20 protein-coding genes and 1 riboswitch are annotated in these 22,623 nt (G+C 74.5%); of the genes, 11 read left to right on the top strand and 9 right to left on the bottom strand.

All coding sequences use genetic code 11. The features are described 5' to 3' along the window. The first annotated feature begins 26 nt into the window (after positions 1-26). Positions 27-668, top strand: a complete 642-nt coding sequence (locus tag SXIN_RS24090; protein ID WP_019712132.1) for a TetR/AcrR family transcriptional regulator — start codon at positions 27-29, stop codon at positions 666-668. Positions 669-1,125: 457 nt separating this feature from the next. Beyond that, positions 1,126-2,679, top strand: coding sequence for a phytoene desaturase family protein (locus tag SXIN_RS24085; RefSeq protein WP_095757520.1), 1,554 nt, complete (start codon positions 1,126-1,128; stop codon positions 2,677-2,679). A gap of 14 nt (positions 2,680-2,693) precedes the next feature. Here SXIN_RS24085 and SXIN_RS24080 read toward each other — a convergent pair whose 3' ends face one another. The 5 genes from SXIN_RS24080 to SXIN_RS24060 all read right to left on the bottom strand — a co-directional run bounded on the left by SXIN_RS24080 (position 2,694) and on the right by SXIN_RS24060 (position 7,285). Further along, positions 2,694-3,653: a hypothetical protein gene (locus SXIN_RS24080; RefSeq protein ID WP_019712129.1), complete on the bottom strand. Its 960-nt coding sequence runs from the start codon at positions 3,651-3,653 to the stop codon at positions 2,694-2,696. A 30-nt stretch (positions 3,654-3,683) separates the two neighbouring features. Next, positions 3,684-4,604, bottom strand: a complete 921-nt coding sequence (metF, locus tag SXIN_RS24075) for a methylenetetrahydrofolate reductase [NAD(P)H] (RefSeq protein WP_050364009.1) — start codon at positions 4,602-4,604, stop codon at positions 3,684-3,686. A gap of 123 nt (positions 4,605-4,727) precedes the next feature. After that, positions 4,728-5,396, bottom strand: coding sequence for a thiamine phosphate synthase (gene thiE, locus SXIN_RS24070; RefSeq protein WP_095757519.1), 669 nt, complete (start codon positions 5,394-5,396; stop codon positions 4,728-4,730). 224 nt (positions 5,397-5,620) lie between these two features. Continuing rightward, positions 5,621-5,986 (bottom strand): Rv2175c family DNA-binding protein, encoded by a 366-nt coding sequence (locus tag SXIN_RS24065; protein ID WP_019706499.1) that lies wholly within the window; start codon positions 5,984-5,986, stop codon positions 5,621-5,623. A 66-nt stretch (positions 5,987-6,052) separates the two neighbouring features. Next, on the bottom strand, positions 6,053-7,285 hold the full coding sequence (locus SXIN_RS24060) for an NAD(P)/FAD-dependent oxidoreductase (RefSeq protein WP_337589376.1): 1,233 nt from the start codon (positions 7,283-7,285) through the stop codon (positions 6,053-6,055). A gap of 196 nt (positions 7,286-7,481) precedes the next feature. Next, a riboswitch (TPP riboswitch) is annotated at positions 7,482-7,594 on the top strand. Between SXIN_RS24060 and thiO the strand changes: the two genes are divergently transcribed. The 4 genes from thiO to pknB all read left to right on the top strand — a co-directional run bounded on the left by thiO (position 7,591) and on the right by pknB (position 12,395). Next, positions 7,591-8,868, top strand: coding sequence for a glycine oxidase ThiO (gene thiO, locus SXIN_RS24055; protein ID WP_095757517.1), 1,278 nt, complete (start codon positions 7,591-7,593; stop codon positions 8,866-8,868). It overlaps the preceding riboswitch by 4 nt. Continuing rightward, entirely contained in the window at positions 8,865-9,089 is a 225-nt protein-coding gene (gene thiS / locus SXIN_RS24050) for a sulfur carrier protein ThiS (RefSeq protein WP_019706260.1), read from the top strand. The genes thiO and thiS overlap by 4 nt, the downstream gene beginning before the upstream one ends. A 3-nt stretch (positions 9,090-9,092) precedes the next feature. Further along, entirely contained in the window at positions 9,093-9,992 is a 900-nt protein-coding gene (locus SXIN_RS24045) for a thiazole synthase (protein WP_272951820.1), read from the top strand. A 381-nt stretch (positions 9,993-10,373) separates the two neighbouring features. Further along, entirely contained in the window at positions 10,374-12,395 is a 2,022-nt protein-coding gene (gene pknB / locus SXIN_RS24040; RefSeq protein WP_238153848.1) for a Stk1 family PASTA domain-containing Ser/Thr kinase, read from the top strand. Between the two features lie 69 nt (positions 12,396-12,464). Here pknB and SXIN_RS24035 read toward each other — a convergent pair whose 3' ends face one another. Then, a complete protein-coding gene (locus SXIN_RS24035) occupies positions 12,465-12,956 on the bottom strand; it encodes an FBP domain-containing protein (protein ID WP_019709451.1) in 492 nt (163 codons plus the stop codon). Between the two features lie 71 nt (positions 12,957-13,027). On the opposite strand from SXIN_RS24035, the gene SXIN_RS24030 reads away from it, so the two are divergent. From SXIN_RS24030 to SXIN_RS24020, 3 genes are all read left to right on the top strand, one after another. Continuing rightward, positions 13,028-13,642: a TetR/AcrR family transcriptional regulator gene (locus tag SXIN_RS24030; protein WP_019709450.1), complete on the top strand. Its 615-nt coding sequence runs from the start codon at positions 13,028-13,030 to the stop codon at positions 13,640-13,642. Positions 13,643-13,745: 103 nt separating this feature from the next. After that, positions 13,746-14,930 (top strand): SGNH/GDSL hydrolase family protein, encoded by a 1,185-nt coding sequence (locus SXIN_RS24025; protein WP_095757515.1) that lies wholly within the window; start codon positions 13,746-13,748, stop codon positions 14,928-14,930. Positions 14,931-15,039: 109 nt separating this feature from the next. Continuing rightward, complete coding sequence (locus tag SXIN_RS24020; RefSeq protein WP_095757514.1) at positions 15,040-15,954, top strand: deoxyribonuclease IV; 915 nt, start codon at positions 15,040-15,042, stop codon at positions 15,952-15,954. Between the two features lie 66 nt (positions 15,955-16,020). On the opposite strand, the gene SXIN_RS24015 is transcribed toward SXIN_RS24020, so the two are convergent. Further along, positions 16,021-16,647: a sulfite oxidase-like oxidoreductase gene (locus SXIN_RS24015; protein WP_019709447.1), complete on the bottom strand. Its 627-nt coding sequence runs from the start codon at positions 16,645-16,647 to the stop codon at positions 16,021-16,023. A 220-nt stretch (positions 16,648-16,867) separates the two neighbouring features. Here SXIN_RS24015 and bfr point away from each other — a divergent pair, with 220 nt between their 5' ends. Next, a complete protein-coding gene (bfr, locus tag SXIN_RS24010) occupies positions 16,868-17,368 on the top strand; it encodes a bacterioferritin (RefSeq protein WP_019709446.1) in 501 nt (166 codons plus the stop codon). 52 nt (positions 17,369-17,420) lie between these two features. Here bfr and SXIN_RS24005 read toward each other — a convergent pair whose 3' ends face one another. Both SXIN_RS24005 and SXIN_RS24000 read right to left on the bottom strand, forming a co-directional pair. After that, positions 17,421-17,723 carry a (2Fe-2S)-binding protein gene (locus SXIN_RS24005; protein ID WP_192883626.1) on the bottom strand — a complete coding sequence of 101 codons (303 nt, stop codon included), beginning with the start codon at positions 17,721-17,723 and terminating at the stop codon, positions 17,421-17,423. A 181-nt stretch (positions 17,724-17,904) separates the two neighbouring features. After that, a complete protein-coding gene (locus tag SXIN_RS24000; RefSeq protein ID WP_019709444.1) occupies positions 17,905-19,254 on the bottom strand; it encodes a class II 3-deoxy-7-phosphoheptulonate synthase in 1,350 nt (449 codons plus the stop codon). A 376-nt stretch (positions 19,255-19,630) separates the two neighbouring features. Here SXIN_RS24000 and SXIN_RS23995 point away from each other — a divergent pair, with 376 nt between their 5' ends. Continuing rightward, positions 19,631-22,474, top strand: coding sequence for a glycosyl hydrolase (locus SXIN_RS23995; RefSeq protein ID WP_019709443.1), 2,844 nt, complete (start codon positions 19,631-19,633; stop codon positions 22,472-22,474). The last annotated feature ends 149 nt before the right edge of the window (positions 22,475-22,623 follow it).

Here is a 22,623-nt window from a genome sequence, read left to right as displayed (position 1 = left end):
GCCCGGTAACCGGGAGAATCGGCGGCATGGAGAGCACGAGCACCCGTCGGCGGGCCACCCGCACCAAGCTCTACGAGGCGGCCGTCACGCTCATCGCGGAGCAGGGCTTCTCGGCCACCACGGTGGAGGAGATCGCCGAGCGCGCCGGGGTGGCCAAGGGCACCGTCTACTACAACTTCGCCAGCAAGACCGAACTGTTCGAGGAGTTGCTCCGGCACGGGGTGGGGATGCTCACCGCCTCGCTCCAGCGGGCGGCGGACGAGACCGCGGAGCGCGGCGGCAGCCGCGTGGACGCGCTGGACGCCATGGTCCGCGCCGGACTGGCCTTCATCGACCGCTACCCGGCCTTCACCCAGCTCTACGTGGCCGAGCTGTGGCGCACCAACCGGGCCTGGCAGGACACCCTGCTGGTGCTGCGGCAGCAGGCGGTCGCGGTCGTGGAGACGGTGATCCGGGAGGCCGTGGAGCGCGGCGAGGTGAGCGGGGAGATCGACGTCCAGCTGACGGCGGCGGCCCTGGTGGGCATGGTGCTGGTGGCGGCGCTGGACTGGAAGGCGTTCCAGCCGGAGCGGACGCTCGACGACGTGCACGCCGCGCTCTCCCGGCTGTTGCAGGGGCGGGTCGGCGGGGAGCGGAGCGGTCGGGAGGACCGCGCGGGCACGGGGTGAGGGCGCGGGCACGGTGGGATGGCGCGGGCACGGCGTGAGCGCGTGAAAAGGCGCTGTCCTGGCGTGGTGCGATCCCCCGTCGTACCCCGCCAGGACAGCGTTCCCCCGTACCCCCGTGCCCGGGGTTTCCCCCCGTGACCCGGGGTTTCCCCCGTGCCGCCCGGACGAGCTCCCCCGTGGTGCTCCTCCGGGCCGTCCCGGGGTGCCGCGCCGTTCCGCCGCCCCGTGCCGGCGGTGCCGGCGGGCTCCCCTTCCGTGCCTCCACTCTTCCGTCCGCGGGCGGCCCGGCCCATCCGCGCGGCTACTCATCCGCCGTCTGGGTACGGGTACTCAGACCGCGCGCCGCATACTCACGGGCGGCCACGGCGGCACTCCCAGGGCCCCGGTGAAAGCCCCGGCCGGGCGGGCGAACGGGGCACCGGCACGGCCGTCGGCGCCCCCGGCTAAGGTCTCGCCCATGGCACGGATTGCGGTGATCGGCGCCGGCACGGGCGCGATGGCGGCCGCCGCCCGGCTGGCCGTGGCGGGCCACCGGGTGGCGGTGTACGAGCGCGCGGAGACGTACGGCGGCGCCGTCCGCCGCTTCGAGCGCGACGGGTTCGGCTTCGACACGGGACCGGGGCTGCTCCATCTGCCCGCCGTCTTCCGGGACTTGTTCCTCAAGACCGGCAAGGAGCCCCTGGAGTCGTGCGTCGCCCTGGAGCAGGTCGATCCGGCGAGCCGGCATCTCTTCGCGGACGGCACGGACCTCTCCCTGCCGGGCGCCTCCCGGGCCGGCGTGATCCGGGCCCTCGACGCGGCGCTCGGCGCGGGCGCCGGGGAACGCTGGGGCGGGCTGCTGGGCCGGGCCCGGGAGACCTGGGAGGCCACCCGGCGACCGCTGCTGGAGGAGCCGCTGCCGCGCGACCGGACGGGCCTGGAGCGCGATCCCCACCCGGCCCCGTCCGGGCGGAGGCTGCTGGGCCTGCGCAGGACGCGACCCCCCGGCAGCCTCGCCGAACTCGCCCGGCGCGAGCTGCGCGATCCCCGGCTGGCCGCCCTCCTGGAGAGCCATGCCCTGGCCTACGGCTTCGACCCGCGGACCGTGCCCGCGAGCGCGGCCGTACTGCCGTATCTGGAGCACACCTTCGGCAGCTGGTACGTGCGGGGCGGCCTGCGGACCCTGGCGGAGGCGCTGTACGAACGCTGCCGCGCGCGGGGCGTGGAGTTCACCTTCGGCGCCGAGGTGACGGGCGTCCTCGTCGAGAACGGGCGGGCCGCCGGACTGGAGCTGCGGGACGGCGGACGGGTGGCGGCCGGGGCCGTGGTCTCCGGCGTCGACGCCCGGCTGCTCCACGACCGCCTGCTGCCCCCGGAAGCGGGCGCCCCGCCCTCCCCGCCACCCGCCACGGCCCCGCCCGGCCACGGCCGGTTCAGCCTGCTGCTGGCGCTGCGCGGCCCGCGCCCGGAGGGGACGGCACACCGCACGGTGCTGCACGCCGCCGACCCGGCCACCGAACGGGCCGGTCTGGACGGGGACTTCGGCAGCCTCTGCGACCGCCCCACCGTGACGGTGCTCCGCCCCGGCGATCCCGCACTGCTCCCGGACGCCGGCCATGAGACCGCGGTGCTCTCGGTGACCGTCCCGCCGCACGCCCCCGGGGGGACCGGGGCGGAGGGCACCCTCGACTGGACCGCCGGAGGGCACGCCGAACGGCTCGCCGACGCGCTCCTGGCCGCCGCCGGCAAGGCCGGGCTCGATCTGGAGAGCCGGCTGCTGTGGCGGGAGACCCGGACACCGGCCGACACGGAACGCGAGACGGGGGCGCCCGGGGGCGCGGTGCCGGGCCCCGCGCTGGCGGGCGCAGGCGGGGCGTTCCTGCGCGCGGCCAATCGCGACGCCGGTGTGAACGGGCTGTACCTGGTGGGCGGTTCGGCCCATCCCGGCGGCGGGCTCGCCCATACCGGGATGTCGGGCGCGCTGGTCACGGGCCTGATCGTGAACGGCGACGACTGGCGCGGCTCACAGTAACGGGCTCCGGCGGATCAGTAGCGGTACTGCTGCTCGTCGAAGCCGCTGTTGTAGCCGGGGGGCGCCTGGTACGGGTAGGGCGTCTGGTCCGCCGGGGCCTCCTCGGGCGGGAGGGGCCCCGCGCCGTCGCGCTGCTGCGGCACCCAGACACCGCCGGGCGGGGTCTCGGAGTACGGCTGCGCGTACGGGTCCGCGGCGTACGGGTCCGCCGCCTGGTACGGCGCCCCCGCGTACGGGTCGGCCGCCCCGTACGCTCCGCCGTCCGGGGCGTAACCCTGGCCGTAGCCCTGGTCACCGGCGCCGGAGTACGGGTCGGCGTAACCGCCGTACTGCGCCGTCTGGTAGTCGTACGTGCCCTGGCCCTGGCCGTAGCCGGTCTGGCCGCCCGCCTGCCCCGTGGCGGCGCCGGTCCCCACGTAGGTGCCGTAGCCGTCGTCGTAGCCGGCGTACTCGCCGTAGCCGCCGCGGCCGGTGTCGCGGCCGGGATCGCCGTACCGGGTGTCGCCGTACACGCCGTACTCACCGGTGTCGTCGGGCAGCGGCTCCGGCCGGTAGACGGCGGGTTCCGGCTCCCGTTCGGGACGCCCGCCGTCGTCGGGGAACGCCCCGTCGTCCGGGAACTCCCCGCCGTCGGGCAGCGCTTCGAGGTCCGAGACCTCCAGCGTGGGCTCCGCGCGGTTCCCGGGGTCGCCCTTGCGGCGCTTGCTCGCGCCCGGTTTGCCGCCGATGGCCCACCCGGTGGAGAAGCCGCGCCGGAAGGAGAGCGTGACGAAGGTCTGTCCGACGGCGAAGGCCATCGCGCCGATGCCGATCAGCACCACGGAGGGGATCAGGAGGACACCGACGACCACGCAGGAGAAGCCCGCGAAGGCGAGGAGCCGCCAGCGCAGCCGCGCCTTGTACTGCAGCAGCACTTCACCGAGCAGCCAGAGGGCGACGACCCCGAATGCGATGTAGAGGACTGTCCAGCCCATGTGCCGCCCCGCTTCCGCCGCTTTCGGCCGTCATCGGGGCCGCTGGTGCAGCCCCAGATTCTCGTAGATCTCCAGCGTCGCCGTCGAGTGGTTCAGGGTGATGAAGTGCAACCCCGGGATGCCCTCTCCCATCAACCGCGCGCACAGCTCCGTGGCGTATTCGATCCCCATGGAGCGTACAGCGGCCGGGTCGTCTTTGACCGCGAGGATCCGCTCGGCCAGCTCCGGGGGGAAGGCCGCGTTGCTGAGCTGGGCGAATCTCTCGATCTGACGGACGTTGGTGACCGGCATGATCTCCGGGATGATCGGGGTCTCGCAGCCCGCCGCCGCCACCCGGTCCCGCAGGCGCAGGTAGTCCTCCGGGTAGAAGAACATCTGGGTGATGGCGAAGTCGGCGCCGGCCCGGCACTTGTCGACGAAGTGCCGTATGTCGCTCTCCCAGTCCGGGGAGCGCGGGTGCATCTCGGGGAAGGCCGCGACGCCCACGCAGAAGTCGCCGGACTCCTTGATCAGCCGTACGAGGTCGGCGGCGTACCGGACGCCCTGGGGGTGCGGGACCCACTCGCCCATCGGGTCACCGGGCGGGTCGCCGCGGAGCGCGAGCATGTTCCGGATACCGGCTCCGGCGTAGCTGCCGATGACGTTGCGCAGTTCGGCGACGGAGTGGTTCACCGCGGTGAGGTGGGCCACGGGGGTGAGCGTGGTCTCGGTGGCGATCCGCTCCGTGGCGCGCACGGTGCCGTCCCGGGAGGAGCCGCCCGCGCCATAGGTCACGGAGACGAAGGTGGGGGCGACGGCCTCGATCCGCCGGATGGCGTTCCACAGCGTCCGCTCGCCCTTCTCCGTCTTCGGGGCGGCGAACTCGAACGAATACGACTGCGCGCCGGACGCGAGGAGGTCGCGCACGGTACGGGCGTGGTCCGTCCGGGTGGAGGGGATTCCAAGGGCCATACCGGCAGGTTAACCACCGGCGCACCCCGTCCCCAGCACTGTCCAGCAGGCGGACAGGGGACCGCCGCGCGGCACGGGGCCGCCCGGCCCGCCACGGCCCGTCGCGCCGGAGCCGGCCGCGGGTCAGAGCGGGCGTTCGCGGAGCCTCCGGGCGAGGTCGGCGGTGGCCGCGGCCGGGTCGGCGGCCTCCGTGAGGGCACGGACCACCACGACCCGCCGGGCTCCGGCGTCGAGCACCTGCTCCAGATTGCCCGCGTCGATCCCGCCGATGGCGAACCACGGGCGCCCGGTGCCGAGGGCCGCGGTGGAACGGACCAGGTCCAGACCGGGGGCGGGCCGTCCGGGCTTGGTGGGGGTGGGCCAGCAGGGGCCGGTGCAGAAGTAGTCGGCGCCCGGCTCGGAGGCCGCCGCGGCGGCCTGGGCCCCGGAGTGGGTGGACCGGCCGATCAGCGGGCCGTCGCCGAGGACGGCACGGGCTGCCGGGACGGGCAGGTCCTCCTGGCCGAGGTGGAGGATGTCGGCACCCGCCGCGTGGGCGATGTCGGCGCGGTCGTTGACGGCGAGCAGCTTGCCGTGGCGGCGGCAGGCGTCGGCCATGACCTCCAGGTGCGCCAGCTCCTCGCGGGCCTCGATGCCCTTGTCGCGCAGCTGCACGATGTCCACACCGGAGGAGAGCACCTCGTCGAGGAAGGCGGGCAGGTCGCCCTGGCGGGTGCGGGCGTCGGTGCACAGATAGAGCCGGGCGCCGGCGAGCTGTGCGGCGGCTTCGGCGTGGGTGCGGGCGCGGGCCATGGCGGTCCCCCGTTTCGTCGGTGTACGGGCCCGGGGTGCTCCGGGCCCGTACACCGTTGCGGTTGTTCAGGCGTGACGTGATGCGGGCGTGCCGGTGTGTACCCGGGACACGGACGGCGTGGTTCCGGCGGGCCGCCGGGCGCGGACCGGCCGGGTGTCCCGGGCGGCGGGGCGCCGACGGGACGGCCCGGACCGTTTCCGGGCCGGGCCGGCACCGGGTCCGGTCAGACGGCGAGCGCCTGGGCGCGGCGCTTCACCTCCGTGCCGCGGTTCTCGCCGAGGGCCTGGGCCGGCGTGCCGGGCAGGCTCGGATCCGGGGTGAAGAGCCATTCCAGCATTTCCTCGTCGGTGAAGCCGTCGTCCCGCAGGAGCGTCAGCGTTCCGACGAGGCCCTTGATCACCTTGCCGTTCCCGATGAAGGCGGCCGGCACCTGGAGCACGCGGTTCTCGCCACGGCGCACCGCGATCAGCTGGCCCTCCCTGACCAGCTGCCGGACGCGGGTCACCTCCACGCCCAGGCGTTCGGCGACGTCGGGAAGGGTGAGCCAGTCGGAGACGAGCGCTTCGGTCTTCGTGTCAATCTCGGTCACAGGTCAAGCGTGCCATCCGGGACCGACAGCCGGAAGCGCGGCACCGCCGGGCGGGCGCACACCCGCTCAGACGGCGGCCGACTTCAGCGGCACGGACGGGTCGGCGGCCCGCTCCGGGTCGAGCCGCGCCGCCCGCTCGATCAGCCGGCGGCCCTGCGCGAGGTCGCGCGGCCGGCCCACGGCGAGCAGGGCCGTCAGCACCCCGTCCCGCAGCCAGCACACCGACCAGGAGGTGCCCGCCGGGTCACCGCGCCACAGCAGGCGCTCGCCGCCGGAGTGGTGGCCGGCGTACTGGAGGAAGCGGCCGAACTGCTCCGACCAGAAGTACGGCACCGGGTCGTACACGGGGGTCTCCTCGGCGCGGCGCGCGATGCGCGCGGCCACGGTGACCGGTCCCCGGAAGGCGTTGTCCCAGTGGTGGATCAGCAGCCGCTCGCCGTAGCGGGCGGAGGGGAAGGACGCGCAGTCGCCGACCGCGTAGACGTCCGGCAGGGAGGTGCCGAGCCGTTCGTCGGCCCGTACGGAGCCGTCCGCGCCGAGCTCGACACCGGAGCCCGCCAGCCAGCCGGTGGCGGGCCGGGCGCCGATGCCGACGACGACGGCGTCCGCGCGGAGCCGGCTGCCGTCCCCGAGGAGGACGCCGCCGGACTCGACGGCGGCGACGCGGGTGCCGGTGAGGAGGCGGGCGCCCGCCTCCTCGTACCAGCCCGCCATGGGTGCGGTGACCTCGGCCGGGAGGGCGTCGGCCAGCGGGCGGCCGGTGGCCTCGACGACGGTGACGGGGCAGCCGGCCTCGCGTGCGGCGGTGGTGAGCTCGGCGCCGATCCAGCCCGCGCCGACGATGACGATCCCGCGGCCGGCGGCGAGCACCGGGCGCAGCCGTTCGGCGTCGTCGAGGGTGCGCAGCACGTGCACACCGGGCGAGGTCTCGCTACCGGGGAGGCCGACGGGATCGGCGCCGGTGGCGATGACGAGGTGGTCGTACGGGAGGACGGTGTCCCCGGCGACGACCAGCCGGTCGGCGGCGCGGAGCGCGTTCGCCGGGTGGCCGAGCACGAGTTCGACGTCCAGGGCGGCGAAGTCGATGCCGAGGGACGTGGCTCCGGCCGGCCCGGTGGCCGCACCGGCGGACGCGCCCGCCTCGGTGCCGGCCGATCCGTCCCCGCCGGGCCCGCCCTGGAGCACCGCCTTCGACAACGGCGGCCGGTCGTACGGCGGGTGGCTCTCGGCGCCGAGCAGGGTGATGGCGCCCGGCCAGCCCTCCTCGCGGAGCGCGACCGCGGTCCGCGCCCCCGCCATGCCCGCGCCGACGATCACGACTCGCTCTGCTGTCCGCCTGTCCTCGCTCACGCGTTCACTCTAGGACCGCCCGGGCGGACACCGCGGGCGGTCCCCGGCCGCCGGGCCGCGGACGGGTCCCGCACCCGGTCGGGCGGCGGGCCTCCGGCCGGCCGGGCCTTACAGCGGTCGGCGCGGTGGCGTTAGGGTGGCGGGCACAAGCACTCGCGGGAGCCCGGAGGACCGGGCTGAGAGGGAGGCCGGACCGCCTCCGACCGTAGGAACCTGATCCGGGTCATGCCGGCGAAGGGAGGAGCTGGACGCCCATGCACACATCACCGGGGAACGCGCACAGCGACGCCGAGGGGCACGCGGGCGGAGGCGGGCGCGGAGCCGCCCGGCACAGCCATGACGTACTGGTCGTCGGGGGCGGCATCATCGGCCTGGTCACCGCCTGGCGCGCGGCCCAGCGCGGCCTGGACACCGCGGTCGCCGATCCCGCGCCGGGCGGCGGTGCCGCGCAGGTGGCCGCCGGGATGCTGGCCGCCGTCTCCGAACTCCACTACGGCGAGCAGACGCTGCTGGGTCTCAACCTGGCCTCCGCCGCGCGCTATCCGGCGTTCGCGGCCGAACTGGAGGAGGCGAGCGGCCAGGACATCGGTTACCGGGCCTGCGGCACCCTCGCGGTCGCCCTGGACGCCGACGACCGCGCCCATCTGCGCGAACTGCACGCCCTGCAACTGGCGTCCGGACTGGACGCGCAGTGGCTGACGGGCCGTGAGTGCCGGCGTCTGGAACCCATGCTGGCGCCGGGGGTGCGCGGCGGTCTGCGGGTGGACGGCGATCACCAGTGCGATCCGCGCCGGCTGGCGACCGCCCTGGTGCGCGCCTGTGAACGCGCGGGCGTCGTCTTCCACCGGCAGCGCGCCGGGCGGCTGTCCGTCTCGGCGGACCGCGCGACCGGCGCCGTCCTGGACGACGGCACCGGGGTCGCGGCGGGGCTGACCGTGCTGGCCGCCGGGAGCATGAGCGGGCGGCTTCCGGGGATTCCGGAGGAGGTGCTGCCACCGGTGCGGCCGGTCAAGGGGCAGGTGCTGCGGCTGCGGGTGCCCGAGCGGTACGCGCCCTTCCTCTCCCGCACGGTACGGGCCGTGGTGCGCGGCGGACAGGTCTACCTGGTGCCGCGCGAGAACGGCGAACTGGTGATTGGTGCGACCAGTGAGGAACTCGGCTGGGACACCACCGTCACCGCGGGCGGGGTGTACGAACTCCTGCGCGACGCCCATGAGCTGGTGCCCGGTCTGACCGAACTGCCGCTCACCGAGACCCGCGCGGGCCTGCGTCCCTGCTCGCCCGACAACGCCCCGCTGCTCGGCCCGTCCGCGCTGCCCGGCCTGCATCTGGCGACGGGCCACCACCGCAACGGTGTTCTCCTCACGCCGGTCACCGGGGACGCGATGGCCGAGGCGCTGGCCACCGGCGCGCTGCCGGAGGAGGCCCGGGCCTTCTCGCCGCTGCGGTTCGCGGGCGGCGCCGCAGCCACCGGAGCCACCGGCGCGGCCGGCGCCGCACCCGCTTCCGTACGACAGGAGCAGCCCGCATGACCGTCAACGTCAACACGACCGTGACCGTCTCCGTCAACGGGGCCTCCCGCGACCTGCCCGCGGGCACCACGCTGGACGCGCTGGTCGCCGGCTTCACCCGGGCCCGCACCGGGGTCGCCGCCGCCGTCAACGAGACCGTCGTCCCGCGCGGCGACTGGCCCGCCACCCGGCTCGGCGACGGCGACCGCGTCGAGATCCTCACCGCCGTCCAGGGAGGCTGACCCATGGCCGACACCACCGTGTACGACGGCACCGCGCACGCCGCGCCCGGCCCGTCCCCGGACGCGCCGCCCCCGTCCGCGACCGCTCCCTCGCCCGCTCACGAGCCCGCCGCCGACCCGCTGGTCATCGCGGGGGTCCCGTTCGCGTCCCGGCTCATCATGGGCACCGGCGGCGCCTCCAGCCTGGACGTCCTGGAGCGCGCCCTCACCGCCTCCGGCACCGAGCTGACGACCGTCGCGATGCGCCGGCTGGACCCGACCGTGCAGGGCTCCGTCCTGTCCGTCCTGGACCGGCTCGGCATCCGCGCGCTGCCCAACACCGCGGGCTGCTTCACCGCCGGGGAAGCCGTCCTCACCGCCCGCCTCGCCCGTGAGGCGCTCGGCACGGACTGGGTGAAGCTGGAGGTCGTCGCCGACGAACGCACCCTGCTGCCCGATCCGGTCGGCCTGCTGGACGCCGCCGAGACCCTCGTCGACGACGGCTTCACCGTCCTGCCCTACACCAACGACGATCCCGTGCTGGCGCGGCGGCTGGAGGAGGCGGGCTGCGCCGCGATCATGCCGCTGGGCTCCCCCATCGGCTCCGGGCTCGGCATCCGCAACCCGCACAACTTCCAGCTGATCACCGAGCGGGCCGGGGTACCCGTGATCCTCGACGCGGGCGCGGGCACGGCCTCCGACGCGGCCCTGGCCATGGAGCTGGGCTGCGCCGCCGTGATGCTGGCCTCGGCGGTGACCCGCGCGCAGGAGCCGGAGCTGATGGCGCACGCCATGCGGCACGCCGTGGAGGCGGGCCGGCTGGCGCACCGCGCGGGCCGCATCCCGCGCCGCCACTTCGCCGAGGCGTCCTCGCCCGCCGAGGGCCGCGCGGTGCTGGACCCGGAGCGGCCGGCCTTCGGCTGACGGGCTGACGGAGGGCGCGGCGGACCGGCCGCGGATCGGAACGGGACGGGACGGAACGGGACGGGACGGGACGGAGAGCAGCTGGGCACGCGCCGGGCCGGGGGCGGCACCGGGACCCGGCCGGCGCGGCCTCCGGTCCCACCGCCGCGACGGCACGGCCCGGGAGCCGTGACGGGACTCACGTCCGCCTCCGCGCCCGCCCCGCCGCCCGCCGCCGCCCCGCCGCCGTACGCCTCAACGGCCGCTCACGGGGCGGCCGGTGCGGCCCCGGGCCCGGCCGCCCGCCCGTTTCCCACCCGCTGTCACATTCCGGTAGCAGTGCGGCCACGGGCGCACCGGGGAGGGCCCGCACCGCACGCCCCGGCTCGTAGACTCACCAGCGTGGATACGACCCTGCAGGACCCCTCTCCCGGCCCGCGCCGGGAGGACCCGCTGGTCGGGCAGGTGCTCGACGGCCGCTACCGGATCGACGCGCGGATCGCCACCGGCGGTATGGCCACCGTCTACCGGGGTCTCGACACCCGGCTCGACCGTGTGCTCGCGCTCAAGGTGATGCACCCGGGGCTCGCGGCCGACGCCGCCTTCGTCGAGCGGTTCATCCGCGAGGCGAAGGCCGTGGCCCGGCTCGACCACCCCAATGTCGTCGGGGTGTACGACCAGGGCGACGACGGCACCCACGTCTTCCTCGCCATGGAGTACGTCGCCGGGTGCACCCTGCGCGACGTGCTGCGCGAGCGCGGCGCGCTCCGCCCCCGGGCCGCCCTGGACATTCTGGAGCCCGTGCTCGCCGCGCTCGGCGCCGCGCACCTCGGCGGGCTGGTCCACCGCGACATGAAGCCGGAGAACGTCCTGATCGGCGACGACGGCCGGGTCAAGGTCGCCGACTTCGGCCTGGTGCGGGCCGTGGACACGGACACCACCGCCTCCCCCGGCACCCTGCTCGGCACGGTCTCGTATCTCGCCCCCGAGCAGATCGAGCACGGCACCGCCGACCCCCGCGTCGACGTCTACGCCTGCGGCATCGTGCTGTACGAGATGCTGACGGGTGCCAAGCCGCACGCCGGCGGCACCCCCGCCCAGGTGCTCTACCAGCATCTCCACGAGGACGTACCGCCGCCGTCGGCCGCCGTGCCCGGCCTGGCCCCCGGGCTGGACCGGCTGGTGTGCGAGGCCACCGCCCGCACCCCCGCGGCACGCCCGGCGGACGCGGCCGCGATGCTCGCCGCGGCCCGGGAGGTGCGCGCCGGGCTCACCGGCGCCGAGCTGGACGCGGTGCCGCCGCAGGCCCTGACGCCCGCGGCCGCGGGCAGCGAGGACCGTACGAGCGTGCTGCCCCGCACCCGCGCCGCGGCGGCCGCGGCGGGCTCCACGGCCCACCGGGGCGGGCCGGGCCGCGAGCCGTACGAGAGCACCGCCGCCCTGCACCGCGAGGACGGCCTGGAGCGCACCAGCCGCCTGGAGGTGCCGCCGCCGGACGCGCCGGGGCCCGGGTCCTCCGCCGTCCCGACCGCGCCCGCCGGGCGCGCGCTGCGGCGCCGGCGGCTGCTGCCGCTGATCACCGCCGGGCTGCTGCTCCTGGGCAGCGTCCTGGGGGTCTGGTACATCAACTCGGGCCAGTTCACCCGGGTCCCGGGGGTGCTGGGCGAGCCGCGGGCCGCGGCCGAGAAGACCCTGCGCTCCGCCGGGCTGGACGTCGAGGTGGAGGAGGGCTTCAGCGACGTCGTGGAGCGCGGCCGCGTGATCAGCACCGACCCGGAGCGCGGCGCCCGCATCCGCGACACCGGCACGGTCACGCTCCTCGTCTCCAGGGGCCCGGACGTGGTGGAGATCCCGGATCTGCGGGGCGTACCGCTGGGGAAGGCCAAGGACCGGCTCAAGGAGCTGGGCCTGGTGCCCGGCGTGGTCACGGACACCTTCCACGACACGGTCGCCCGGGGCGCGGTGGTCTCCACCCGCCCGAAGGCGGGCACCGAGCGGAAGCCCGACACGGCCGTCGCCCTCACCGTCTCCCGGGGCGAGCCCGTGGAGACGCCCGGCGTGACCGGCGAACCGGCGGGCGACGCCCGGCAGACGCTGGAGGACGCGGGCCTGAAGGTGCGGATCGCCCCGGAGCGGGTCTTCTCCGAGGAGGAGAAGGGCGCGGTGGCCGAGCAGTCACCGGCCGAGGGGACCACCCTCGCGCAGGGCGACACGGTCACGCTCACCCTCTCCCGGGGGCCCGAGATGATCACGGTGCCGGACGTCGAGGGCGCCGACGCCGAGGAGGCCCGGAGCGAGCTGGAGGAGCTGGGCTTCGAGGTGAAGATCCGCCGGTTCTTCTTCGGTGACACGGTCTTCGACCAGTCGGTCGACGCGGGCGACGAGGCGCCGAAGGGCAGCACGATCACGCTCCGCGTCCGGTAGGGGCGCTCGCCACGGGGAGGTCCGCGGTTCGCGGTGTCCCCCGGCGGCGGGCCGCGCCGGTTGCCGGGGTCAGGCGGTGACCTTGGCGACGAACGCGGAGAGGTTCGCCACGGTCCGCTGGATCTTCTCCTCCGTGGTGAGCGTCTCGTGGAGCCGCGCGCCGGGGCCGGCGTCCTTCAGGCCCCGTGCGTACAGCGAGCAGGCGAGGTCGCCGCACAGGTATATGCCCACCGAGTCGCCCTGCCGGCCGGCCTTCCCCGCCTTCGGCGCGACCATCAGGGAGACGCCCCCGGTGTGGGTGGTCACGCACACCGAGCACATGCTGCGCCGCGCCGTCCGGGGGGAGGCGCCGGAGCAGCGCAGCGCGAGGGCCCGCGAACGGCCGTCCAGCTCGGCGACGAGGTAGGCGCGGCCGGGAGCCAGTGGGTCCCGCCAGCCGAGGTAGTCCAGGTCTTCCCAGGGGCGGTCGCCCAGGTCGCGGGGGACGGACAGGCGCTTCGCCTCGCCCTTGGTGCAGTTCACGAACGCGGCGCGGATCTCTCGCTCGGTCAGCGGTTTCATATAAGACACGCTAATTTGCCTAAGCCTATTAGGCAAATGCATAATGGCTGCCGGAACAGAGGAGGAGGAGCATGGCACGCGCAGGACTGACCGCCGAGCGCCTGACCCGGGCGGGAGCGGAACTGGCCGACGAGGCCGGGTTCGACGAGGTGACCCTCTCGGCGCTCGCCCGGCGGTTCGACGTCAAGGTGGCGAGTCTGTACTCGCACGTGAAGAACTCCCGGGACCTCCGGACGAGGATCGCCCTCCTCGCCCTGGAGGAACTCGCCGACCGGGGCGCCGCGGCCCTGGCCGGACGGGCCGGGAAGGACGCCCTGGCCGCCCTGGGAGACGTCTACCGCGACTACGCCCGGGAACACCCCGGCCGTTACGCCGCGGCCCAGCTGCGGCTCGACCCCGGGACGGCCGCCGCGAGCGCCGGCCCCCGGCACTCCGGGATGACGCGGGCGGTCCTGCGCGGCTACGACCTGACGGAGCCGGACCAGACGCACGCCGTCCGGCTGCTGGGCAGCGTCTTCCACGGCTTCGTCACCCTGGAGACGGGCGGGGCGTTCGGCCACAGCGCGCCCGGACCGCAGGAGACCTGGCCGAGGATCCTGGACGCCCTCGACGCCCTGCTGCGGAACTGGCCCGCACCCCCGGCGCCCTCCCCCGCACCTCAGCCCACACCTCCGCCCGCGCCCTGACCCCGGCCGGAGCCCGCACCGTCCGTCCGGGGGCGGACCGTCGCCGGTGCGGGCACCCCGGACCGGCGGCGGCGCCCCCGTATCCCACTCAGCGAGGTCTGCCGTGCCCACCGAGCGCCCCTGGATCACCACCCCCGTCACCGCGGACCTGCTGCGCGGCGCCCTCGACCTGGAGCGCACCGAGCACGGCCTGCTCCCGCACCGGCTGCCCGCCCGGGCCCGCGCCCAGTGCGCCGACGGGCAGCTGGCCCTGGCGGAGTCCCAGCCCTCGGGCGTCCGGCTGGTCTTCCGCACCCGGGCCACCGCCGTCGAGCTGGACACCCTCCCCACCAAACGGGTCTACAACGGCGCCCCGCCCCGCCCGGACGGCCTGTACGACCTGCTCGTCGACGGCCGCCCGGCCGGTCGGGCGAGCGTCACGGGCGGCAACACCCTGCTCATCGACATGGCCACCGGAAGCGCCGAGAAACGGCCCGGCCCGGCCGGCACCGCCCGCTTCACCGGCCTGCCCGGCGGCGTCAAGGACGTCGAGATCTGGCTGCCGCACAACGAGACCACCGAACTCGTCGCCCTGCGCACCGACGCCCCCGTCGAGCCGCTGCCGGCCGGGGACCGCAGGGTGTGGCTGCACCACGGGAGTTCGATCAGCCACGGCTCCGACGCCGCGAGCCCGGCCACCACCTGGCCGGCGCTGGCCGCCTCGCTCGGCGGCGTGGAACTGATCAATCTGGGGCTGGGCGGCGGCGCCCTGCTCGACCCGTTCACCGCCCGCGCCCTGCGCGACACCCCCGCGGATCTGATCAGCGTCAAGATCGGCATCAATCTCGTCAACACGGACCTGATGCGGCTGCGGGCCTTCGGCCCCGCGGTGCACGGCTTCCTCGACACCGTCCGCGAGGGCCACTCCGCCATGCCGCTGCTCGTCGTCTCCCCCGTGCTGTGCCCCATCCACGAGGACACCCCCGGCCCCAGCGGGCCGGACCTCAGCCGGCTCGCCGAGGGGAAGCTCGGGTTCCGGGCCCTGGGCGACCCCGCCGAGCGCGCCGCCGGAAAGCTGACGCTGCGCGTCATCCGGGAGGAGCTGAGCCGCCTCGTGGAGCAGCGGGCCGCCGAGGACCCGAACCTGCACCATCTCGACGGCCGCGCGCTCTACGGCGAGGCGGACGCCGCCGAACTGCCGCTGCCCGACCGGCTCCACCCGGACGCCGCCGCGCACCGCCGCATCGGCGAACGTTTCGCCGCCCTCGCCTTCGCCCCGGGAGGCCCGTTCGCCGCCGGGCGTGCCTGAACCGGCGTCCCCGGTCCGGCGGGGGGGAGGAGCCCGGCCGGGGACGACGTGTGCGCAGGCCGGGCGGCCCGGCCGCCGGGCCGCTCCGGCCGCCTGGCACCCTGGAGGGGTGAGCGCCCCGTACGTCCCCGCCCCGGCCCCCTCCCCCGCCCGCACCCGGAACCCCGTCGGCAGCCATGTCCGGGTGGCCGGCGGGCTCGCCGCGCGAGGGCTGGCCCACGCCCGGGAGATCGGCGCCGAGTCCGTGCAGGTGTTCGTCGCCAATCCGCGCGGCTGGGCGACCCCGGCGGGCTCCCCGGCGCAGGACGAGGCGTTCCGCGCCGCCTGTGCCGCCGAGGCGCTGCCCGCGTACGTCCACGCGCCCTACCTCATCAACTTCGGCTCGCACACCGAGGCGACCACCGAGCGCTCCGTCCGGTCCCTGCGGCATTCGCTCCGGCGCGGCCGGGCGATCGGCGCGCGGGGCGTCGTCGTCCACACCGGCTCGGCCACCGGGGGCCGGGACCGGGCCACGGCGCTCGCCCAGGTACGGGAGCGGGTGCTGCCGCTGCTGGACGAGCTGACGCACGACGACGACCCGTGGCTGCTGCTGGAGCCGACCGCCGGCCAGGGCGCCTCGCTCTGCGCGCTCGCCGGGGACCTGGGCCCGTACTTCGACGCGCTCGACCGCCATCCGCGGCTCGGCGTCTGCCTGGACACCTGCCACGCCTTCGCCGCCGGGCACGACCTGGCGGCACCGGGCGGCACCAAGGCGCTGCTGGACGAGCTGGTGGACACGGTCGGCCCGGGCCGGCTGAAGCTGATCCACGCCAATGACTCCAAGGACGTCACCGGCGCGCACAAGGACCGGCACGAGAACATCGGCCGGGGCCACATCGGGGCGGAGCCGTTCCGCGAGCTGTTCACACACCCGGCGGCCGCGGGCGTGCCGCTCGTCATCGAGACCCCGGGCGGCCAGGAGGGGCACGCGGCGGACGTGGCCCTGCTCAAGGAACTCCGGGACGGCGGCGGCCCCGGCTCGTAGCGGAGGGCGCGGCGTGCGGTCCCGCGCGGACGGCCCCGGCCCGCGACGGGCACACGGCCGGCGGCGCTAGAGCTCCGGGCCCTCACCCGGCTCCTCCTGATAGGAGTAGCGCTGTTCGCGCCAGGGGTCACCCAGGTTGTGGTAGCCCCGCTCCTCCCAGAAGCCGCGGCGGTCGGTGGTCATGTACTCGATGCCCCGGAGCCACTTGGGCCCCTTCCAGCCGTACAGGTGCGGCACGATCAGCCGTACCGGGAAGCCGTGCTCGGCGGTGAGGAGCTCGCCGTCCTTGTGGGTGGCCAGGATGGTTCGTTCCGAGGCGAAGTCGGAGAGCCGCATATTGGCGCTGTAGCCGTACTCCGCCCAGGCCATGACATGGGTGACGGCGGGCGCGGGCGGCGCGAGGCCCAGCAGCGTACGGGCGGCGACACCGCCCCATTCCGCATCCGTCATGGAGAACTTGGTGACGCAGTGGAGGTCGGCGGTGACCGTCGTGTAGGGCAGCGCCGAGAATTCCTCGTGGCTCCAGCGGTCCCGGCCGGCCGGGTCGGCCAGGGCCCCGAAGATCCGGAATTCCCAGCGCTCGGGTCTGAACTTGGGCACCGGCCCGTAGTGGGTGACCGGCCAGCCGCGTTGCGGCCGCTGGCCGGGAGGAAGGACCGACTGTTCCCCTTCGCGGCTTTCCGGCTGACCCATGGGGTCCATGGTGACAGACCCCGGCAGCGGGACGTGACCGGGGCCGGGATGAAGCGGATGAATTCGGGTTAGTGGTGACTTACTGGATCAATCCTCGCGGCGGTGCGAGGATGCGCCGGGCCGGCGAACATGCCGCTCAGCCTGTTCGTCCCGTTCGCACCGCCCACACCAGTTCATTCCATGCAGTCCGTTTTCCCCGGATGGTGAAGGAGCCACCGCGATGCAGGGCGACCCCGAGATCATCGAGATCCTCAACGAACAGCTGACCGCCGAGCTGACCGCGGTCAACCAGTACTTCCTGCACTCCAAGAAGCAGGAGCACAACGGCTGGGTGAAGCTCGCCGCGTACACCCGCGCCGAGTCCTTCGACGAGATGAAGCACGCCGAGGTGCTCACCGACCGCATCCTCTTCCTGGAGGGCCTGCCGAACTACCAGCGGCTCTTCCACGTACGGATCGGCGAGACGGTGAGCGAGATGTTCCGTGCCGACCGGGAGGTGGAGGTCGAGGCCATCGACCGGCTGCGGCGCGGCATCGAGATCATGCGCTCCAAGGGCGACATCACCTCGGCCAACCTCTTCGAGACGATCCTCGCCGACGAGGAGAACCACATCGACTACCTGGACACCCAGCTCGATCTGATCGAGAAGCTGACGGAGCCCCTCTATCTCGCCCAGCTCGTCGACCCGGCCGAGGAGTCGGGCCAGGCGAGCACGGGCTGAGGGACACGAGCGGTACGGGCCCGGGCGGCCGGACAGCCCCGCGGGGCTCCGTTCAGGCGGCCTCGGCCGCCCGCGCGGAGCGGGCGGCCCGCACGGCCCGGGCGGCGGCGAGGATCACCGGGGCGACGGACGGGACCGCCGCGGTGGACGGCGCGGTGGACGGCGCGATGGCTGCCGCCTCCCGGGCTGCTGGGGCGACGCCCCGCCCCAGCAGCGCCTGGATGCGCCGCACACAGCCGCCGCAGTCGGTGCCCGCCTTGCAGGCCGAGGCGATCCGGCGCGGTGTGCAGGCCCCGGCGTCCGCGTGCTCGCGCACGTCCCGCTCGGTGATGCCGAAACAGGAGCAGACGTACACGCGGTTCACCTCCGACAGGCAGCCGGGCCCACCGGCCACGGGGAAAGTCAGGTAAACCTTACCTTATCCAGAAGGGACGGGGGGCGGCACGACGCGAGGGGCGCGGATCACTGTGATCCGCGCCCCTCACGCATGCCCTCCGCCCGGATGCGCGCCCCCGCGCCGCTCCCGGGACCCCGGTTCACTGCTCCCGGTACATCTCCGCGACCAGGAAGGCCAGGTCCAGCGACTGGCTGCGGTTGAGCCGCGGGTCGCAGGCCGTCTCGTACCGCTGGTGCAGATCGTCCACGAAGATCTCGTGGCCGCCGCCGACGCACTCGGTGACGTCGTCGCCGGTGAGCTCTATGTGGATGCCGCCCGGGTGGGTGCCGAGGCCCTTGTGGACCTCGAAGAAGCCCTTGACCTCGTCCAGCACGTCGTCGAAGCGGCGGGTCTTGTGCCCGGAGGCCGCCTCGAAGGTGTTGCCGTGCATCGGGTCGGAGGCCCAGACCACCTGGGCGCCGGAGGCGGTGACCTTCTCCACCAGGTCCGGCAGCTTGTCGCGGATCTTGTCCGCGCCCATGCGGGTGATGAAGGTCAGCCGGCCCGGCTCGCGCTCCGGGTCGAGCCGGTCGATCAGCGCCAGCGCGTCCTCGGGCGTCGTGGACGGGCCGAGCTTGACGCCGACGGGGTTGCGCACCCGGGAGGCGAACTCGATGTGCGCCCCGTCGAGCTGCCGGGTCCGCTCGCCGATCCAGATCATGTGACCGGAGACGTCGTAGAGCTCCCCGGTCCGGGAGTCGGTGCGGGTCAGCGCCGACTCGTAGTCGAGGATCAGCGCCTCGTGCGAGGAGTAGAACTCGACGGTCTTGAACTCCTCCGGATCCGCGCCGCAGGCGTTCATGAAGTTCAGCGCCCGGTCGATCTCGCGGGCCAGCGCCTCGTAGCGCTGCCCGGACGGGGAGTTCTTCACGAAGTCCTGGTTCCACGCGTGCACCTGGCGCAGGTCGGCGTAGCCGCCGGTGGTGAAGGCGCGCACGAGGTTCAGCGTCGAGGCGGAGGCGTGGTACATCCGCTTCAGCCGCTCCGGGTCCGGGACCCGGGCCTTCTCGGTGAACTCGAAGCCGTTGACGGAGTCGCCCCGGTACGTGGGCAGGGTCACGCCGTCCCGGGTCTCGGTCGACTTGGACCGCGGCTTGCTGTACTGGCCGGCGATCCGGCCCACCTTGACGACCGGCACGGAGCCGGCGTAGGTGAGCACGGCCCCCATCTGGAGGAGCGTCTTCAGCTTGTTGCGGATCTGGTCCGCGCCCACGGCGTCGAACGCCTCGGCGCAGTCACCGCCCTGGAGCAGGAACGCCTCGCCCCTGGCGACGGCACCCAGCTGGGCCCGCAACTGGTCGCACTCGCCGGCGAAGACGAGCGGAGGATAGGACTCGAGGTCCGCGATCACATCGCGCAGAGCCTCGGAGTCGGGCCACTCGGGCTGCTGCGCCGCGGGCAGGTCTCGCCAGGTGTTGACACCGGCGGTGGATTCAGCGTTCACGGTCACGGCGTCAACCCTACGACGCCCGGCCCCGCCGCCGGCCCCGCGCCCGGAATCTGAGACGGAATCCACCTCCTCCCGTCGCGGGCGTTCGCTCCGGTTTGTGAGAGCGGAGGCCCGGCCGCCGCCCGCCGGGACTCCAGAAGACGAAGGACGCCGTCCGTTCCCGGCCGCCCCTTCCGCCGGCCCGCCGGCCGTGACCGCGGCCACCCGCACCCGCGACGGCCTGCGGTGACTTCGCACCGCGAGGAGGCGGTCACCGCACGGCCCGGGCCGCCGGCCTCCACACCCCCGCATCCCGGACTGCTTCAAGTATTGACGGTGTACCGACAGCTCTCTACGTTGACGGCATCTTTGAGAGCGCTCTCAAAAAGGAGAGTCCATGCGTCTTCGCAGAATCCTGGCCGTCACCACGGCCGCCGCCTTAACCACGACGGGCCTCGTCGCGGCCGGGGCGGGCAGCGCCTCCGCCGCCACCGTCCCCGTCGGCCGGGGCAGTTACAGCGACACCCGGCCCGCCGGCGCGGAAGGGCCGCAGAACAGCAGCGGTGCCCCCGTCGCCCCCAAGGTCACGGCCGCCGCCGCGGACCGTCCCGTGCCGACCAACGACTGGTGGTCCTCGCTGGCCTTCCAGCGCTTCGCGGACAACCCGTACTCCGAGAACATGTACGGCCACCCCCTCACCTACAAGGCGGTCTCCGGCGGGCTGGAGGTCGGTTACCCCACCGCCTCGGCGATCGTCGGCGACGGCCGCCAGTACGAGTTCCCGCACCAGCGGGACCTCACCGTCGGCCTCGAAGGACTCAACTCCCCCGACGCCAAGGCCCATGACTGGAGCGACTGGACCGTCACCCCCCAGTGGTCCGACGGCTCCCGGACGTTCCGCGCCACCATCGGCCACGGCATGCCCTTCGTATACGCCCAGGGCAGCGGCGGCGCCGCGCGGATCACCACCGCGAGCGCGCCCGAGGTCTTCGCCGACGACGGCAACGTGCTCGGCGTGACCGTCGCCGGCCACCACTACGCCCTCTTCGCGCCCACCGGCAGCGACTGGACGGTCTCGGGGAACGACATCCGGGCCGGCCTGGGCTCCAAGGACTACTTCTCGCTGGCCGTCCTGCCCCGCACCGACGCCCTGGCGGACTACCGCGCCTACGCCTTCAGCTTCGTCACCGGCTCCAAGGCGACCTGGGACTACGACGAGAAGGCCGGCACGGTGCGCGCCGGCTACACCCTCACCACCACCGCCAAGGAGGGCACGGAGACCGGCACCCTCCAGGCCCTCTACCGCCACCAGTGGCTGCACGCCACCGACCCGCTCACCCCGTACACCTACGTCTCGCCGCGCGGCACCATGAAGGTGCGCGAGGGGAAGAGCTTCACCACCGAGCAGAAGGTGACCGGCGTCCTGCCCGGTCTGCCGAAGAGCTCCGGGCCCGACACCGCCCGGCTCAAGGCGTACCTGAACGAGGCGGTGAACGCGGGCGATCCGTTCAGCGGCGCCCGGGACACGTACTGGACCGGCAAGGCCCTGGGCAAACTCGCCCAGCTCGTCCCGATCGCGGACCAGCTGGGGGAGACGGCCTCCCGGGACAAGCTGCTGGATCTGATCAAGGGGCGGCTGGAGGCGTGGTTCACCGCCGGCGGTGAGGCCGAGTTCTCCTACGACGCCCAGTGGCGCACCCTCACCGGCTACCCCGCCTCCTACGGCAGCGACAAGGAACTCAACGACCACCACTTCCACTACGGCTACTACGTGCTGGCGGCCGCCGTCGTCGCGCAGCACGACCCCGCGTGGGCCGCGGACTCCGCCTGGGGCGGCATGGTCGACCTGCTGGTGCGGGACACCGCCAACCCCAGCCGGACCGACGCCATGTTCCCCTTCCTGCGCGGCTTCGACGTCTACGCCGGGCACAGCTGGGCCGCCGGGCACGCGTCCTTCGCGGCGGGCAACAACCAGGAGTCCTCCTCCGAGTCGGTCAACCTCAGCGCCGGACTCGTCCTGTGGGGCTCGGCGACCGGTGACACCGGGCTGCGCGACCTCGGCGTCCATCTCCTCACCACCGAGTCCGAGGCCATCGCCCAGTACTGGTTCGACGCCGACGAGGAGGTCTACCCCGGCGACTACACCCACGACGCCGTCGGCATGGTGTGGAGCAGCGGCGCCGCCTACGCCACCTGGTGGACCGCCAACCCCGAGGAGATCCACGGCATCAACGTCCTTCCCGTGACGGGCGGTTCGCTCCACCTGGCCCGGGAGAAGGACGCCATCCGGCGCAGCATCGCCGAGATGGAGCGGGAGAACGGCGGCCCGGCCGTGGAGTGGCGCGACGTGCTGTGGGAGTTCCAGGCCCTGGCCGACCCGGCGAAGGCCAAGGCCTCCTGGGACGCCACCGGTGGCGCCTACACCCCGGAGGACGGCGAGACCAAGGCCCACACCTACCACTGGATCAGCACCCTCGACGCGATCGGGGCACCCGACACCTCGGTCACCGCCGACAGCCCCACCGCGGCCGTGTTCGCCAAGGGCGGCAGCCGCACCTACGCCGCCCGCAACGACACCGGCACCGCCCGGACGGTCACCTTCTCCGACGGCGCCGTGCTGAACGTCCCCGCCCACTCCTCCGCCTCCGGCAACGGATCCGACACCCCGCTGCCCGGCGATCCGGACCCCACCCCCACCGATCCCGAACCGACCCCCACCGACCCGGAGCCCACCCCGACCGACCCGCCCCCCTCGCCGGTGACCGGTGACACCTTCCATCTGCGACCGGGCGGAACCCTCGGCACCACCGCGGCCACGTCCCCGGCGGCCGACACCATCCCCTCCGCCGAGGGAGGCAACTACGACGGCGTCCCGCACCGGCCCCTGGTGTACGAGGTGCGGAACGTCAACGGCACCGTGAAGGGCGGCGCCTCCACCGGCTTCCGCCTCAAGGTGGACGCCGGCATCCACGTCGGCCTCGGCCAGCAGGTCCGGATCTCCTACGACCTGACCGGCGACGGTTCCTTCGACCGCGTGGAGACGTACCGCTACTTCGCCACCGACCCCCTCCCCGGCTACGAGGACTACACCCCCGCCCGCACCGGACTGCTCTCCTCCTCCGGCACCCTGGGCGACCTCCGGGGAGGGACCGTCCGCGCCGAGGTCTGGGGCGCCATCGGCAACGCCCCGGCCACGCTCCAGGTCGGCACCGGATCGGTCCTGACCATCCCCTTCGAGTAGCACAACGGCCCGGCGCCCCCACGGCACCGGGTCTGTGCCGAGCGTCCGGGATCACCCGATGTCAGGCGGGTGATCCCGGCCCCGGCGCCGCCGGCTGCTCCGCGACCGGCAAGACCGCCACACCGAACCCCTTGTAGCGATGTCACCGC

Source organism: Streptomyces xinghaiensis S187, from assembly GCF_000220705.2.
Lineage (GTDB): Bacteria > Actinomycetota > Actinomycetes > Streptomycetales > Streptomycetaceae > Streptomyces > Streptomyces xinghaiensis.
This window is presented reverse-complemented; position numbering and strand designations above follow the sequence as displayed.